Source organism: Turicibacter sp. T129 (genome assembly GCF_025594975.1).
GTDB classification, from domain to species: Bacteria; Bacillota_I; Bacilli_A; order MOL361; family Turicibacteraceae; genus Turicibacter; species Turicibacter bilis.
Genome location: NZ_JAMQUU010000049.1, coordinates 1 through 18,029 on the forward strand (window position 1 = coordinate 1; position 18,029 = coordinate 18,029).

Consider the following 18,029-nt stretch of genomic DNA (forward strand, 5'->3'; position numbering starts at 1 on the left):
ACCACCTTTATATTAGCATTCTTAAGTGGAATAGTGTAAAATTATAATGGGGTCTTGTATAGAAAATATAGAATAACTTATTTTTCTTGAAAGTTCTGTATAGAAATTAAATTATATTTTGTTTTTTAAAAGTCATGTTTAATCATTTAAAGACTTTTAGATTAGGATAATGCCATAATAGACAGTTCGATATATCAGTTAGCCATCAAAGTATGGTGACATAATTTCTTGTGAGTTACAAGATTGAGAAATAAAATGAACTTCTAATTACTTTATTAATTTTTATTGTGATATCTAAAGTTAAAAGGTTTTAATGATAAACAAATAAGTATGCTACTAGTGAAAGATTGGTTCATTTTTTAATAAACAATTTTTTTCTATATGAGAGCTAATCATTATTATTTTGAATTTACTTTTATAATGACTGACTAGCTAATTGAGTAATGAATGAAGATAAAAAAATTATAATGAGAATAGTTTTTATATGACCGAGGGGGCTCATAAAGAAAGTAACTTTCTCTTTGGATAGTTTTAGTTATTTATGTAAAAATTGGGATAGCAGTTTAGTAGTAGTTGGAAAGATGACAATTATAACAAATATATAATTTACAAAATTCACTATTCAACCCCTTAAAAACTTTATTTGTTTTTTGATAAATAAAGATTTATTAGAGTTATAGGAGGAGTTATCTACATGAAAACGATAATATCTCTAGGTCTTGCTGTAGCTTTAAGCTCATCTCCTGTTGTGGAACTAGGTGCGACTGTAGCTAAGGCACAATCGCTAAAAGATGCCGAATTGAGTTCTCAAAATGCAAATACGAATTTATTATCAGAAACGCAAAATGAGAGTACAAGTTCTACTGATGTAAATTCAGATGAACCATTGAATCAAGAAACAGTAAAACCAACAGATGAAGTGACTGAGGATGTTACTGATGAACAACCAAGTCAAGAAGTAGTTGAATCAACAGATGAAGTGACTGAGGATGTTGTTGATGAACAACCAAGTCAAGAAGTAGTTAAACCAGAAGACGAAGTGACTGAGGATGTTACCGATGAACAACCAAGCCAAGAAGTGGTTCAGCCAACAGACGAAGTAATTGAAAATGTCACTGATGCTCAACCTGAGTTATCTACAGAAGAAGAATCGAATACAGATGAACAGGAAGCAATTCAAGTATTAGAAAATGAATCTTCTACTCAATCAGTAGATTTTGAAACAAAAAATGATCATGTTGCTAAAGGAACTTTAGAATTTGATATTTACTTCCAAACTCCACTTTCAGAAGTGAAAGGAATGAACTTATTACTTAAACGTGATGGAAAAGAGCTTGGAAATTTTAGTTTAGATCAATTAAGTGGGGAATTCGGAAAATTTACCTATACAATCGAAACATTAAATTCTACACGTCAGTTATCACAAGATGAAGATATTTATTTTGTTCATGTGACGATTAATGGCTTAGAAACTGGGAACTATGAAGCAGTATTAACTGCTGATGGTTATCAAACAACAGTCATTCCAAACATTAATTTAGATAAATATTCTAAACGTGTAAAATTTTCTGCTTCTAGCTCAGAAATGGATCAATATGTAAAGATTGATGAAGAGTATCCAACTACGTTTTTAGTAGGGGATGTGAATCAAGACGGAAAAGTTTCTAATCAAGATTATGATTTAGTCTTTAATGCTTTAGGAACAGAAAATGAAAGCTATGACTTAAATCGTGACGGGAATGTAGATATTACGGATTTATCATATATTTATGGAAATATTGGAGCAGTAGCTAAAACGGTTAACATAGAAGATACAAACTTAATTGTTGATATGAATGAGATGACAGTTAGCTCACTGAATACAAATATCAGTGATAACCAAGATATTTCAAATTTATTCATTGATGATCAAACAACAGTAAATCTTTCAAAAAATGATAATCAAGCTCCATCAGAAGAATCACCATTAACAATTGATGTAGATTTTGGTGCAGAAAATGAAGCAGTTTTAATGGATAAAATCGTGATTAAAGTTCCAACAACACAAACAAGTAATGATGAAGTTGGAATTCCAGAAAAAGGATTCGTTACTTATGTTGATGACGCAGGTAAGGAACATACTGTTTCATTCGATACTACAACAGCTCGCGCTGCGGGAGATATTACAATTGATTTAGGGTCACAAGTAGCAGTTAAGAAAATTTCAATTAATGTAACTGGAAACCGTGGAAATAAATCGATTTCTCAAATTGCAAAAGTGGAATTCTTAAATAATGTTTATAAAGAGTTACCAGCTCCTGATATGAATATTCCAGTCATTAAAACTGTTGAAACTTCAACTAATCTTCATGATGAGCGAATTACATTAACTTGGGATGCCGAGCCAAATGTAACAAGCTATGAAGTTACTTATGAACAATTAGATGAGAATACAGGTGCTGTTTTAAAAACGAAAAAACTTCAAACGAATGAACCTAAAATTAATATCTTAGATAAAGATATTACACCATATAGTTTATATCGTGTGAAAGTTCAGTCATTAAGCGGGGAATGGTCAAGTGGATATGCAACAGAAGATGCTAGTCCAGTAGGATTTGATAAGAAACCTGATAACGTAGATGAAAATTATAATCCAATTCAAGATTACTATAATGGAAACATTGGAAGTGTGACAGAAGTACAAGTTATTCCAATTCAGTCACCAGATGTCCCAATTAACTTAGTAACAAAACCTGGATATAAATCATTCTCTGTAACATGGGAGAAACATATCCAAGCTCGTGACTTTGATATTTACTATCGTAAAGTTGGAGATGAAAATAAAAAATGGATTAAAGCTAATGAAAATAGAATTGAAGTTAGTGAAACAGATGCAGCTGTAACCAATCCAAGTAAAGATTATTTAGTACGTGCTGGAAGCTATACAATCAATGGATTAGAGGATAATGCGACATATGAAGTACGTGTGACGGCAACTAACCATTTAGGAACAAGTAAAATGTCAGATAGTTATTTAGCAAGTACTGAGAATATTACGCCACCAGTTATGCTAGGTTATAAATTAATTAACCTTCCAAATCAAGATAGCTTAGTCGGAACAGAACATATTGTTAATGTTACGAATAAAAATGATTCAAACGATGAAGGTGGATGGGGATCAGACAGTGCTTTAACGTATGATTCAAAATATGCCTTAGTTGACGGTGATTTTGGAACATCATGGAAAGTAAATGATTGGGATACAGGAGCAGTTTATGGTTCAAATCGTGGATCAATTATTGAATTCGATGACACGTACACAATCGGTTCAATCTCATTTGCTCAGTCTATGGAACAGGGTTACAAGGTAGATGTTAAAACTGTCAAAATTACTTATTGGACAGAAGATAATCAACAGACAGTGAAAACATTCGAATATCCTTCAAGGAAAGTATCAAATACTCATAACGTATTTACATTAACTTTAGATGAACCAATTGATGCGAAGAAAATTAAAGTTGATATCGCAGGATATGGTGGTTCAAAACAAAGTATTTCAGAGTTACGTTTCTATCATTATGATTCATTAGAAAATGACGTAAAAGATTTATTTAAAGATGAATTACGTGTTGAATTAAAAGAAACAGTGACAGAAGAAATGATTCAAGTATTAGTTGATCGTGCGAATACTGTTGACCCAATTAGTCAAGAGTATCATCCAAACCGTGAAACAATCTTAAAAGAATTACAATTAGCACAAGATTTATTAGATGATCAAAATATATCTCAAGAAATTGTTCAATTAGATGCTTCACTTCGAGATAATGGTGCTGCACTTGGAATGGCGAATGCATGGCAATCATTAGGAGCAGTAGCTCGTCCATCAGTAGATGAAAATAGTCAACAAAAAACAATCTCTGTTTATATGGGATCAAGTGATGCAAATACACAAGTAGAAATTGCATTCTTACAAGCATATGGACAGCCAGGACAATACATCAGTAAAACAACTGTCATTAAACCTGGACGCACAGAAATTACGATTCCAGAAATTTTCACTGCCGATGTTGAAAAAGGTGGAGCTATTATGGCGAAAGTGAAATCTGGTGCAACAGATGCAACAGTACAAATTCGCTTAAGTAATATTGAAGAAATTCCACATTTAAATGTTAATAATTTAATTAACGATGAAGCAAATGAGACTGAAGTTAAATCCTTAATTAAGGATTATATTACTGAATTAACAACTTATGTTAATGAATTGCCTTCTAAATATCCATCATCAGTAACAGATGAGGAAAAATTAAATAATGTTTATTCTTATGATCAGCAAACTTCTGTTTTAAACTGGACAGATATTGAAGGAGATCGATTCACATTATCAGTTCCAGCAACAGAAATTTTAAAAGGAATTCAATCAGGAAACTTAACACTTGAACAACAAGTTGATAGAGTATATGAAGCTTTATTAGCATGGGAACAAGAAATGTTAGTAACTTATGCTAAAAAAGGTGTATTTGAATCAGTACAAGACTTTGATCAAGATGGAGAAATCACTTCAACAGATACACAATATTACAATAAGCATAAAGCTCCAACAACACGTTTAAATGTTAAATATCAACGTATGATCATGGGAGCTGCTGCTTATGCGTCATCACATCACGTTGGAATTGGATATGGGACAGTAGCAGGATTAATTCAAGGTGTTCCTTACAAGATAGGTGAAAATGGAGAGGTTACAAATAAAGATACAGCTAAGTTCTATGGGGCATTAATGGGACATGAAATTGGTCACGTTGTTGATACAACAAACCGTGTATTCCCTGAGACAAGTAACAATTTATTAGCTGAATTAACAGATACAATGTTAGATGAAGATGCACCAAAAGTAAGTGGAGCATTAACTGAACTTTATCAAAAAGTAACGTCAAATACAGCAGGACTATCAACAAATCGTAATGTTGTTCTTGGAATGCTTTGGCAACCACATTTAGCTTATGATAATGAATCAACATATAAAATGTTATTAACAAACTTTGATGGTGATTTATTAGATGATACATATTTCGCTAAATTAAATCGTGCTTACCGTGAAATGACAGCTGAAGAAAAAGCTAATGGTGATCGTGATCAATGGTTAATTCGCTTATCTTCAAAAGCTGTAGGTAAAGATTTAACAGATTTCTATGAAGCTCACGGAATTATTGCAAATGCAACGACGTTAGCTTACGTTAGTCAATTTGAAAAAGAGACACGTCCAATTCAATATATTAATGATGAGGCACGTCGCCGTCGCTTAGAAGGAACAGCTGAGATGCCAGAGGCTACACAATTACAGGCTTCATTTGGAAATGGTATTACAGATCGTTCATATGTTAATGCAAAAACTATTCCATTTGAATTCTCGGTGACAACTGGAAATGATAACATCTTAGGATATGAAATTATCCGTAATGGACAACCAGCAGGTTTCGTATTACGTGATAAAAACAATGCTGTGACAACATATGAAGATGTTATTTCAGGTGGAAATAATATGACTTATTCATACGAAGTTGTTGCATATGATTACAATTTAAATGCAACGAATAAAGTATCTCTTGGAACAGTTAAAGTTCGTCATGACGGTGGAATTCCTAGTCAATCATTAGAAATTACATCAAGTACAGTTGATGTGATTGATGAAAATAATGATTTCCATGCGGCAGTTCCGAATCCGGGATTAGCTAATATCTTAGATGGGGATACATCAACAATTTATGAGGGACGTAAATTAACAAGCTCAGAATATAACACAATGGATCCTCATAATGATCAATTAAAACCAAACATTACATCATATATTCAACTTGATTTACAATCAGTAAAATCAGTTATCGGATTAAAATACACAGCTCCAGTAACAAATGGATTATTCAAATCAACAATTGGTGATTATGCAATTAAGAATTATCAAATTGATGTAAGTGTTGATGGAACAAACTGGACAACAGTTAATAAAGGAACATTCAAGTTAGATGCTAATAACCCAACTGAAATGATTTACTTCGGAAAAGATGGTGTTGAAGCAGAAAATCAATTAAATACATATCAAATTCGTTATGTACGTTTATATGCATTAGCTGCTAACAATATTTCAGTTGCTGAATTAGAATTAGTTGGACCTCCAGGAGATAACATCGAAATTGGAGTATCGAGTGATAATCAAACCTATGAAAATGGAATCGGTATTTTATCAGAAGATTACATTTATCAAGCAGATAATCCTGAAACAGCAGATGTGAATGAAGAACAAAAAATTCCACAAGGATCAGTTGTGATTACAGGAGAATACTCTGGTAATCCAGCCTTCAATATTCCATTAGTATTAAATGAAAATGATCAACATATTGCTGATGAATATAATGGGATTTTATTAGCAAATATCCCAAGTGATGGAGACTTAGAAGAGATTTCAGAAGGAACATGGATTTATTGGGTAGAACCAAAATTCGTCGAGCAATTCAAACAAAATCAATCAATTTTTGCCGAATTATATCGTACAGATACAGCAAATCTTACAACAGATGGACAACGTTTAGTAAGTAATACATTTATGATTGATGTTCCTGAAAACTTACCATCAATTTCTTTTAATAAAACGAAAACAGTAAATCATCAAGTAGTTAAAAAAATTACAAAAGAACAAATTACTAACATCACACGTTAGTAACGAATTGGATGAAGATGAGAAATACTCATCTTCATTACTTAAGGAGAGAAGTATGAAGAAATTAAACACGAAAAAATTTATGTTTAGTTTATCTGCAATTACGGTTACGGCAGCAGGTGCTATTTTCTTTTCTCAATCAGGTGGAGCAGCAACTCCAGTTACGGAAGATAACATTGGATTAGCCATTGATAAACTAGATAAAGATACATTAAAAATTTCATTATCGAATGTTGTTGAAATGCCGAAAGCCTTACAATTTAGTGTTAAACTTGATGGAGACATTTCTTTTAATGAAGATAGTTTAAATTGGTTAGTCACTAATACGGCTAATAGTGAAGTACAAAAACAAGTTAAACTAAGTGATGATAAAAAAGCATTAGATTTCTATATTGTATCTAATCAGCCATTAACAAAATCAGGTGGAACAATTGAGATTGGGGAAATTAATGTTATTTCTTCTAAAGAGGCAACTAAATATACATTAACATCAGATGTTCATGAAGATGGAACAGGTTATAAATATGTCGTAAATGCAACAAATAAACAGGTGACTGGACCAGCATTAACTGTTGATAATGGAGGTGCCTTAACATATAACACATTACCTCAATTAGAGTTAATCGATTCTTCTAAGATTGTAGAAGGAAAAATCATGTTAACAGTAGGTGATTCATTTACTAATGAAGAACAGTTAGCCTATGTCATTGCAACTGATGAGGAAGATGACAATGTAACAGTAACAGTTGAAGGGAATGTTGATACAAGTATCATCGGTTCATATACGTTAACTTATAAGGTAACAGATTCATTAAATGAAACAACGACTTTAACTGTTCCAGTTATCGTAGAGAATAAGGTAGAAAATGCTTCAAATCCTGTTATTGAGGGTGTGAAGCAACAAGTTGAATTAACTGTTGGAGATTCATTCGATGTATTAGAAGGAATTACAGCGGTTGACCATACAGGATATAACATCACAGTTAAAGCAACAGGTGATTATATAACGACACTTGTAGATGGTATTGTAACTAAAGCAGGTATTTATACGATTCAATATGATGCACAAGATCGTTGGGGGAATCCAGCTGCAAGTCAGACAACAACATTAATTGTTGCTGAAAAACCAAGTTATATCATTCCAGATGCCTTAAAACCATTAATTGATGAGACAGTTGTTTCTATTATTGAAGGAGATGCAACTCAAGCTAATCCATTAGCATTAACAGTCGTTGATTCAGCAGAGGTAGCTAAGTTACAAGCAATGATGGAATCATTTAATGCTTATGAAATGGTTGTTGAACGTCAAGAACAAGATGGAAAAGTAACATATGATGTGACATTAACAAATGGAACTGATACATATTACTTAGTAATGACAGCATTAACAACTCAAACAGATGTTGTAAATTATTTAGATTCACTTGTTAAAGACACAACAACACCTGAAGACAAACCATCAACAGATGACAAACCATCGACAGATGACAAACCATCGACAGATGACAAGCCATCAACAGATGACAAACCATCAACAGATGATAATCAGTCAGGAACAACAACGCCTGAGAATAAACCGTCAACTGATAATAATGGAACAGGTACAACAGACTCAGACAATCAACCTGGAACAGGGCTTGAAGCACAGTTGCCACTTATTATAAGTGGAGCATTAGCTGTTGTAGCGGGAATGTGGTTACTTTTAAAACGTAAAGTTGTTAAAAAATAAAGTTTTAAAATCCTAGTAGATATCTGCTAGGATTTTTCTCATTTAGACGACTTTTTTATCACATCGATGGGTGTTTAACATATAGATAATAGGAGAAAAGCAATATTATAAAATTTTATATTTTTGGTTTATTTTGCTAAGATATTTCGTATATTTTAAGGAACGATTTTTAAGGGAGGGCTGCATTTGATGAGAAGTTTAGTGCGGGCAGTCATTGTTGAAGATGGGAAACTGCTTTGTTTAAGATTTTCAGATGATGTAGATAAGGACACGTTCTATTATATGTTACCTGGTGGTGAAGCTTTAAAAGTAGAAAATATATTTGATGCAACGGTGAAGCATTGTTTAGATAAAGTAAATTTAAATGTAAGAGTCCATGATTTATTATTTGTTCGGGATTATGAGGCACATCGTTTTGATGGCCATCAATCAAATCAGGTTCGTGAGATAGAACATATCTTTTTATGTCATGTCATTGAGAAAAAAGATAAACTATTTGATATTAGTACAGATTATAGTCAAGTAGAAGTAGAATGGATTCCGATTAAAAAATTAACGGAGTATGCCTTTTATTCACAGCAATTAAGTGAAATGATTACTTCGTTTTGTCGGGGAGATGTTGTTGACATCTATTTAAAAGAATAAAAGCCATCCGTATTTGGATGGCTTTTATTGATTGAGCGAGAGTCGTTTATAGATTTGTGGAATGTTGTTAAGCGTGGCATTAATTTTATAAGAGACATCTACCTTGTGGATAGTTGCAGTGAGACAATTGTTTTCAAATTGATAGTTCTCGATTTCAAATCCATCACATTTAATATGATAAAGCAACTCGCTAAATGGATAGTTTTTTAAATCTTTTTTCTCATGATAGTAAATATAAGGTTGATTCACAACTAACCGCTCTGTTCGTTTAAGTTGTTTAAGATTATGAATCGTTGTTAATCTTCGTTGAGCAATATATTTATTTGGATAAAAAAGTGTTGCAGCAATATCGCTGTTAATGGGTAAGTGAGAGAGACAATATTCAATTAAATTAATATCTCGTTGTGTGAGTTGACCTTTTACATTTTTCATAGAAGTATCTCCCCCTTGGCAAATAGTTTATCAAACTAAGAATGTCGAAGGTTATAGAAATAAGATTTTCGTGTGTACACCTTGATGGATAGTCAAATTTATACAGATGATTTTTGTCTAATTCAAAAGAAGTTTTGTTGATTTGACGAATAATTGGATGCTTTGGAATCAACAGGAGTGTCTGATTTAAAAGAGAATCTAGCTTCATTTTCACTTTAATGTCTAAAGGTGTCTGAAATATGCTATAATAAAGGCATTATGAATTTGAAGAGGTGAATTTTGTGAGTAAGCCAACGTTTTATATTACAACTCCAATTTACTATCCAAGTGGGAAATTCCACATCGGGACAGCTTATACAACTGTAGCTTCTGATGCGATGGCTCGTTATAAACGTGCTCGTGGATTCGATGTTCGTTTCTTAACTGGGATGGATGAGCATGGACAAAAAATTCAAGAGAAAGCGCAAGAAGCAGGCAAAGAGCCACAAGCATATGTGGATGAAATTGCAGATGCAGCGAAAAAGTTATGGGAAATGATGGACATCACAAATGATGACTTCATTCGTACAACTGAAAAACGTCATGAAGAGATGGTAGAAAAAATCTTCGCTAAATTTATGGAAAACGGAGATATTTATAAAGGACATTATGAAGGGTTATACTGTACACCTTGTGAGTCATATTATACAGAAACACAATTAGTGGATGGAAAATGTCCTGATTGTGGACGTGAAGTAAAAGTCGTGAAAGAAGAGTCTTACTTCTTCAACATGAAAAAATATGCGGATCGTTTAGTAGAATACTATAATGCAAATCCTGAATTCATTTTACCTGAATCACGTAAAAACGAGATGGTAAACAACTTCATCAAACCAGGTTTAGAAGATTTATCAGTGTCTCGTACAACATTTGATTGGGGAGTAAAAGTACCAGGTGACCCTAAACACGTCATTTATGTATGGGTAGATGCATTATCTAATTATATTACAGCGTTAGGATATGGATCTGATAACGATGAGTTATTCAACAAATACTGGCCAGCAGACGTTCACGTGGTTGGTAAAGATATCGTTCGTTTCCATACAATCTATTGGCCAATCTTCTTAATGGCATTAGATTTACCATTACCTAAGAAAATCTTTGCTCATGGATTTATCATGATGAAAGACGGAAAAATGTCTAAATCAAAAGGAAACGTTGTTTATCCAGAAATGTTAATTGAACGTTACGGACTTGACGCTGTGCGTTACTTCTTATTACGCGAATTACCATTCGGACAAGACGGAGTCTTCTCACCAGAATCATTCGTTGAACGCGTAAACTTCGATTTAGCCAACGACTTAGGAAACTTATTAAACCGTACAGTTTCTATGATCAATAAATACTTCGGTGGAGAAATCCCAGCTTACGCAGGTCAAGTTACTGAATTCGATCAAACATTAGAAGATTTCATTAAAACAACGGTTGAAAAAGTTGAGAAAAACTTTGAAGACATGCAATTTAGCATCGTATTAGCTGATATCTGGGCATTAGTGGCTCGTACAAACAAATACATCGATGAAACAGCGCCATGGGTATTAGCGAAAGATGAAGCAAATAAAGAAAAATTAGCATCAGTGATGAATCATTTAGCAGAAAGCTTACGCCAAATCGCGATCATGATTGAACCATTCATGCCTCATACAACGCCACAAATCTTCGCTCAATTAGGAATTGAAGGAGAAGCGTCTAAAGTATGGGATAGCTTAACTAAATTTGATACATTAGCTCAAGGAACAAAAGTGGTTGAAAAAGGAACACCTATTTTCCCACGTCTGGAGGTAGAAGTAGAAGTGGAATACATTAAAGATCAAATGTCACAATCAGTTAAACCAACGACTGAAGAACCTAAAAAAGAAGAAAAAATCGAAGAAGTTGAAACAACTCCATTAATCGGAATCGATGACTTCATGAAAGTAGAAATCAAAGTTGGTCAAATCAAAGAATGTAAACAACATCCGAAAGCAGACCGCTTATTAGTCTCTCAAATCGACTTAGGATCAGAAGTTCGCCAAATCGTATCTGGAATCGCAGAACACTACCAACCAGAACAATTAGTCGGACGTAAAGTCTTAGTTGTAACAAACTTAAAACCAGTAAAACTTCGTGGTGAATTATCAGAAGGTATGGTATTAGCTGCTTCAAATGATGGAACATTAACATTACCAACAATCATCGACGAATTACCAAACGGATCAAAAGTAAAATAATAAAAATAGCTGTGCATTTGCACAGCTATTTTTATTATTTTACTTATAAATTGAATGAACAATTTTTAATTAACTATTGAATATTTCATATAAAATTTTTATGGTGGAGATGGGCGTACCGGTTAGTATCCACTTCCATGTATAGGTTATATAAATACTAAATTGATAATTGCATGGGTAATCTTGATTTTTGGGCATGTTTTTAATATTTTTACAATCACCTTCAAGTAAGTAATCTTAAATAAATGTATGATTTCAACCATGATTACATCTTCTTTTGTCGTTGATCTTATTTCATAACCCTCGATAGTGATTACTGTTATAGCATTTTCTAATAGCTTCTATCGATACGCTAAGTATATGAACAATATCAATCCGGTCTTTATCTGCATGAGTATAGAGCTATCTAATTTCTTCGTAATTATTCCTACTATTAGCTATTTCTTCAAAACCTCTAACTTGATATTCATTTTTACAGAATCTTTTTAGATTGACTAATATTTTTCTAATAATTTTATTTAGTAGAGGTCTAATGTTCTATTTTAGGGTTTATAAAAAGTTGAGGTTAAGTACATTTTGTGAGAAAATAGGGGTGTTATATACATAAAAAAACAGAGATAGTTTTATTGTGAAAGAGGCGGAGAAGAATGATGAACGTAACAATAACAGACTTGAAAAAAAGAATAGATGATTTAGGGAATCAATATTATAAGATGATGTTTGTTATTTTTAAAAATTATTCGATTGAAACCTTTTCTAGCAAATTAACTGATACTCGAATATTAAATATTAATTTTCAACTAAGTGAAAAATTATTGGTTATTCCAGCTAAAGATTATTATTGGCATGTCACTGACTTTCTACTTAGTTTTATGGATGATGATAAAATGACTTATATCTTAAACCATATTGATATTTTATTTGATCCAGTATTAGCAATTCAGCCAATAAGTGTTTTGGAAAGTATTAGTCGCCAACGTAAAATTGTTGTGATTTGGCCTGGCGAATACAGGGAAGGAAAATTATTTTATGCCGAACCACAACATTCTGAATATTTTAAGACTCAGGGGCCTGAAAATCTTGTAATAACGATCTAAATGAGGGAGGAAGACAATGTTACAGTATAGTGAATTAATTAACTTTGAACCCGTGGAATCGGTAGTTCAATTAAAAGATGCCAATGATTTGCAACGAGCACAACATTTGCTAGATACATATGTAATTTCTGATAATATGGCGGAAAAAATCTGTCATGATATTATCGAAAATATTCAATTTGATCGCCAAGTTGACAACAAAGGAATGCTTATTGTCGGAAATTATGGGACAGGTAAGTCTCACTTAATGAGTGTTATCTCAACTATTGCTGAAATGCCAGGTGCTAGTAAGTATCTTAAAAATACAGAAGTGGCTGATAAGGCAAAAGAAATTGAAGGAAAATTTAAAGTTATACGAGCCGAGTTTGGTGCAGTAACTAAGTCATTACGTGATATTATTTGTAGTGAACTAGAACGAGGTTTAGAAAACATTGGAGTAGATTTTACTTTTCCAGCAGCTCATGAGGTCAATAATAACAAGGACATGCTATTTGAAATGATGGAACTCTTTAATGAACAATATCCTGATCAAGGTTTACTTTTAGTCATTGATGAGTTATTAGATTATTTACGTGGACGTAAAGATCAAGATCTTGTTTTAGATTTAGGTTTCCTTCGTGAAATCGGAGAGGTTTGTATGAATTCTCGTTTCCGTTTCATTTCTGGTGTTCAGGAAATGCTATTTGACAACCCTAAATTTAGCTTCGTCGCTGATTCTTTGCGCCGAGTTAAAGAGCGATTCCGCGAAGTTCGTATTGTTCGTGAGGATATTGCATTTGTTGTATCGGAGCGTCTTCTGAAAAAAGACGATCAACAAAAAGCATTGATTAGAGAGCATCTAAACAAGTTTACAAAAATGTATCATGGGTTAAGCGAAAATATGGAAATGTATGTTTCTATGTTTCCAATTCATCCAGATTATCTAGAAACATTTGAAAAAGTTAACATTGCTGAAAAACGTGTAGTATTACAAACTATTAGTCAAGAAATTAAAAAATTATTGGATAAAAAAGTACCTGAGGAGGGAACAGGATTTATTTCTTTTGACCGTTACTGGAGTTATATTGAAGCAGATTCCTCTTTACGTACAGTAGACTCAGTAAAGACAGTTATGGGAAAAGTCCAAACATTAAAAAATGTAATTAATACTGGAGTCAAACTTTCTTATCGTCAAATGGCTGATCAACTAGTAAATGCTTTGGCAGTATACCGATTAACCACAGATGATTTAAAAATCCCTATCGGATTATCTTCTGAGTCATTACGTGATAAATTATTCATTTTCCATCCAATGCTACTTGAAATGGGGGAAGATGCAGAGTTTTTGACGACAATGATTGAGTCAGTACTTAATGATGTTATGAAAGCAGCTAGTTTTCAATTTCTATCATTTAATAAAGACAATAGTCAATACTTTGTTGATGTTGATAAAGCTACTGCTGTTGATGATTTAATACAAAATCGAGGGGAAGAACTTAATGGTGGAAGTCTTGATCGATATTATTTCCAAGTTCTAAAACAAGCCACAGAAGTTTCTGATACTCCATATATCGATGGATATAAGATTTGGCTTCATGAAATTCCATGGAAAGCTCGACGTGTAAAACGCCAAGGATATTTATTCTTTGGTGCACCTAATGAACGTTCGACGGCTCAACCTGAGCGTGATTTCTATATTTATATGCTCCAACCATTCGAAGAACCAAGGTTTAAAGATGAACAAAAAGAAGATGAAATTTTCTTCCGACTAGTGAAAAAAGATGAAGAGTTTACACGATTGTTACGCTTGTATGCTGGTGCAAGTGAAATGTATCATGATACATCCACAAATCGTAATCTTTATAAACCAAAGATGGATGAATATCTTCGACAACTTATTAAATACTTAAAAGACCATTTTGTTGATATGTTTGAAGTCACATATGTTGGGAAACGAATCCATGGCGGTGGGCATGGTGGGTTATTTAGTATGAAGAAACTAGATACGTTAGTAGAGCTAATTGATAATATTGCAGAAGAACCAATGGCAACTTGGTTTAAAACAAAATATCCAGATTATCCTGTGTTTAGTCGTTTAGAAAAAACCTATTTAACAAAAGAGAATTTACATACGTATGTCAATGATGCTTTAGGGTACTTGAATGGACGACGCACCAATCAGGGTGAAGCATTGCTTGTAGGATTAAAGCTAATTGATCAAAGAGGGAATGTCAGCGTTAGGGATTCAATATATGCCCAATGGATTTTAGAGCTACTTTCTAAAAAAGCACCTGGGCAAGTAGTTAATTATAACGAATTAATAGAGATCGTGTATACAGTCCAAGGAACAGAAGATTTCAGATTGTCAAAACAATTTAAGTTAGAACCTGAGTTAGTCGTTGTCATCCTGGGGGCTTTAATTCAAAACGGTGATATTGTTGTTACTATCGGTGGGAATTCATATGAGGCAATGAATTTTTCAGATTTTACTCGTTTAAAGATTAGTGAATTAACTGAATTTAATCATCTGAAAAGACCAAGTGGAATGCCTGTTTCGACTGTACAAGCGCTGTTTGAAATGTTCAATGTTTTGAAAGTGGATTTTACTAATAATAGCCAAATTGATCAAGCTATTAAACAGTTGATTACTGAAGTAAAGAATGAAATCCAAAAAGTCGTTAAAATGAAAAACAACATAGAAACTAAATTTCAAATATGGGATGGCCAATTGTTTGATCGTGAAGAGAAAGCTGTATATATTAGTAAGTTGAATAGTTTAAATGAATTTTTACAGGGACTTACGAGATATGATACACGCGCCAAAATGGTAAATCTTAAATATGATATTTTACGTGTTGAAGTTGAACGTGAAAACTTGAAATTAGTTCAAAGGTTGGATTCTTTACAACAGAAAATTAATGAGTTAAAAATAACGACAGATTATTTAGGTAAAGCGAAGCATATTATTTCTCCTGGTAAGGTTTGGAATGAACAATTAGAAGAGGTTTTGAATAATCTGAACTTGGCTTTGAAAGCAAATGAGGATACTTCAAAAGAGGTGACTAGACTTGAAAAGCTAAAGAAAGAGTACATGGAATTTTATTTCAAACTGCATCAGAAATACCGATTGAATGCCTCTGAAAGTAGAAAGAAAATAGATTTAATGCAAGATCCACGTGCAAAAGCATTGAGAACATTAGCAGAGGAAGTTTCCTTATTGCCGGAGAGTGTATTTAAAGAATGGCAACAAAAATTTAATAACATTCAGGCATGCTATTTATTGACTATGGATGAACTACAACATTCTCCTGAATGTCGACATTGTCATTTTAATTCACGCGAGCAAGTTAGTGATGTAAAAATTCTGCTTGTCCAACAGGAAAAATTTTTGAATCAAATGTTAGAATCTTGGACGGAAAGATTGTTACTAGAATTGGAAGATTTAAAAGTTCAGGAGAGTATTAATCTATTGCCACTGAAACAGCAAAAATTAATTAAAGAATTTATTTCTGAAAAGGTATTTGACTTACCAATCTCTCAAGATTTAATTAATGCAATTAACACAGTTCTAAAAGGAATTTGCAAAGAACAAATTGATTTAAATCAAGTGCTTGCTGTTTTCGGTAACGGTAGTCCAATTACAGTGATAGAGGCACGCAAAAATTTTGAAATTTTATTACATAGTTTAGTTGGAGAACATAATCAAGAACAGGTGCGTTTAGAGATAAAAATGAATCAGGAAGAGGTGTAGGAATGACTAAGCAAGATAGTTTATTTGATTTACATCAACAGACAGACAATAGCCCAGTTGTCTGTTTAGGAATGAAATTTGAAAATGAAGAATCTAGACGTGAATATTTTCGTGAAGAACTTCGTAAGAAGCTTCCTGATTTAAAGCGAATTGAAGGATTTCCCATTGGGGAAGATGAAGATATTATTACATTGTCTGATCCACCATATTATACAGCTTGCCCAAATCCATGGTTGAATGAATTTATTAATGTTTGGAAAAATAACAGCACAAATGAAAATCACATATCTCCTTTAGCAATAGATATTTCAGAAGGTAAAAGTGACTCAGCATATATGGCTCACGCTTATCATACTAAAGTTCCAGCTAAAGCAATTGAAAAGTATATTTCACACTTTACGTCAAAAGAAGATATCATTTTTGATGGATTTTCAGGATCAGGAATGACAGGTGTTGGTGTGGAGTTGGCAAACAAAAATGATGAAGGACATAGAAAAGTGATTTTAAATGATTTATCACCGATTGCTACTTCCATTTCTAGAAATTATAATTTACCTCAGAATAACAAACAATTTATTTCATTGGCAAAAAAAATATTAAAAGATGTTACTAATGAATTAAATTGGATGTATGAAACGATTGATGAAAATGGTAATTTGGCTAAAATAAACTATGTTGTGTGGAGTGAGACTTTTTTATGTCCGCATTGCTCTAATGAATTAATATATTGGGATTTGGCTATCGATGAAAAAGCAAATAAATTCAAAGACAGTTTTAATTGTAATGAATGTGGTGTTCACCTTAACAAAAAAGATTTAAGGAAAAACTTTGTTACAATATATGATGACATTTTAGAGAAGACAATTTCAGTTGTAAAGCATGTGCCGGTAATTATAAATTATTCAATCGGTAATAAGCGATACGAGAGAAGAGCAACAAAGTTTGATTTAGATCAACTTGATCAAGTTGATGCATATCAATTACAGAAAGATTTAATACCTATTTTTAGATTTTTTAAAGGGGATGAAATTGATAGATTAGAAAATTCTTACGGATATACTCACTTACATCACTTATATACAAAAAGATCCTTTATTTTTCTTTCTAAATGTATGGAATATGCTAAAGAAAATAGCAATTCTTTATTGATTTCTTGGATTACTTCATCACTTTTGAGAACAACTAAAATGTACAAATTTACTCTTAATCGTAAAATGGGTACTGTAAGTGGAACATACTATATTCCATCACTTTGGGTAGAAAATGTTCCAGAAAAGTTATTATTGAGAAAATTAAATGATATTTCTAAGGTTGAATATCCTCAGAATTATCAATCCATTATAAATACAGGGACCATAACAAATTTAGAAATTCAAGAGGAGAGTATTGATTATATTTTTACAGACCCTCCTTTTGGAGAAAATTTAATGTATTCAGGTAACTATTCAGCCTAGTA

8 protein-coding genes are annotated in these 18,029 nt (G+C 32.6%); 7 read left to right on the forward strand and 1 reads right to left on the reverse strand.

Annotation, left to right across the window (positions count from 1 at the left end):
- The first annotated feature begins 694 nt into the window (after positions 1-694).
- The 3 genes from NEH75_RS09570 to NEH75_RS09580 all read left to right on the forward strand — a co-directional run bounded on the left by NEH75_RS09570 (position 695) and on the right by NEH75_RS09580 (position 9,065).
- Complete coding sequence (locus NEH75_RS09570) at positions 695-6,691, forward strand: discoidin domain-containing protein (protein WP_055305800.1); 5,997 nt, start codon at positions 695-697, stop codon at positions 6,689-6,691.
- 55 nt (positions 6,692-6,746) lie between these two features.
- Positions 6,747-8,420: an immunoglobulin-like domain-containing protein gene (locus NEH75_RS09575; RefSeq protein WP_262948815.1), complete on the forward strand. Its 1,674-nt coding sequence runs from the start codon at positions 6,747-6,749 to the stop codon at positions 8,418-8,420.
- 189 nt (positions 8,421-8,609) lie between these two features.
- Positions 8,610-9,065 (forward strand): hypothetical protein, encoded by a 456-nt coding sequence (locus NEH75_RS09580; protein WP_055305802.1) that lies wholly within the window; start codon positions 8,610-8,612, stop codon positions 9,063-9,065.
- 24 nt (positions 9,066-9,089) lie between these two features.
- On the opposite strand, the gene NEH75_RS09585 is transcribed toward NEH75_RS09580, so the two are convergent.
- The gene (locus NEH75_RS09585; RefSeq protein WP_055305803.1) at positions 9,090-9,497 is read right to left on the reverse strand and encodes a hypothetical protein; all 408 of its coding nucleotides are present in this window, start codon (positions 9,495-9,497) and stop codon (positions 9,090-9,092) included.
- 281 nt (positions 9,498-9,778) lie between these two features.
- Here NEH75_RS09585 and metG point away from each other — a divergent pair, with 281 nt between their 5' ends.
- The 4 genes from metG to NEH75_RS09605 all read left to right on the forward strand — a co-directional run bounded on the left by metG (position 9,779) and on the right by NEH75_RS09605 (position 18,027).
- Positions 9,779-11,746: a methionine--tRNA ligase gene (gene metG / locus NEH75_RS09590; protein ID WP_262948816.1), complete on the forward strand. Its 1,968-nt coding sequence runs from the start codon at positions 9,779-9,781 to the stop codon at positions 11,744-11,746.
- Positions 11,747-12,393: 647 nt separating this feature from the next.
- A complete protein-coding gene (brxF, locus tag NEH75_RS09595; RefSeq protein WP_262948817.1) occupies positions 12,394-12,843 on the forward strand; it encodes a BREX-3 system P-loop-containing protein BrxF in 450 nt (149 codons plus the stop codon).
- Positions 12,844-12,859: 16 nt separating this feature from the next.
- The gene (locus NEH75_RS09600) at positions 12,860-16,573 is read left to right on the forward strand and encodes a DUF6079 family protein (protein WP_262948819.1); all 3,714 of its coding nucleotides are present in this window, start codon (positions 12,860-12,862) and stop codon (positions 16,571-16,573) included.
- A gap of 2 nt (positions 16,574-16,575) precedes the next feature.
- A complete protein-coding gene (locus tag NEH75_RS09605; RefSeq protein WP_262948821.1) occupies positions 16,576-18,027 on the forward strand; it encodes a site-specific DNA-methyltransferase in 1,452 nt (483 codons plus the stop codon).
- The last annotated feature ends 2 nt before the right edge of the window (positions 18,028-18,029 follow it).

What these genes read in the sequence shown, in the direction of transcription:
- NEH75_RS09570 (WP_055305800.1), top strand. Translation starts at nt 695, where the DNA reads ATGAAAACGATAATATCTCTAGGTCTTGCTGTAGCTTTAAGCTCATCT.
- NEH75_RS09575 (WP_262948815.1), top strand. Translation starts at nt 6,747, where the DNA reads ATGAAGAAATTAAACACGAAAAAATTTATGTTTAGTTTATCTGCAATT.
- NEH75_RS09580 (WP_055305802.1), top strand. Translation starts at nt 8,610, where the DNA reads ATGAGAAGTTTAGTGCGGGCAGTCATTGTTGAAGATGGGAAACTGCTT.
- NEH75_RS09585 (WP_055305803.1), bottom strand. Translation starts at nt 9,497, where the DNA reads ATGAAAAATGTAAAAGGTCAACTCACACAACGAGATATTAATTTAATT.
- brxF (WP_262948817.1), top strand. Translation starts at nt 12,394, where the DNA reads ATGATGAACGTAACAATAACAGACTTGAAAAAAAGAATAGATGATTTA.
- NEH75_RS09600 (WP_262948819.1), top strand. Translation starts at nt 12,860, where the DNA reads ATGTTACAGTATAGTGAATTAATTAACTTTGAACCCGTGGAATCGGTA.
- NEH75_RS09605 (WP_262948821.1), top strand. Translation starts at nt 16,576, where the DNA reads ATGACTAAGCAAGATAGTTTATTTGATTTACATCAACAGACAGACAAT.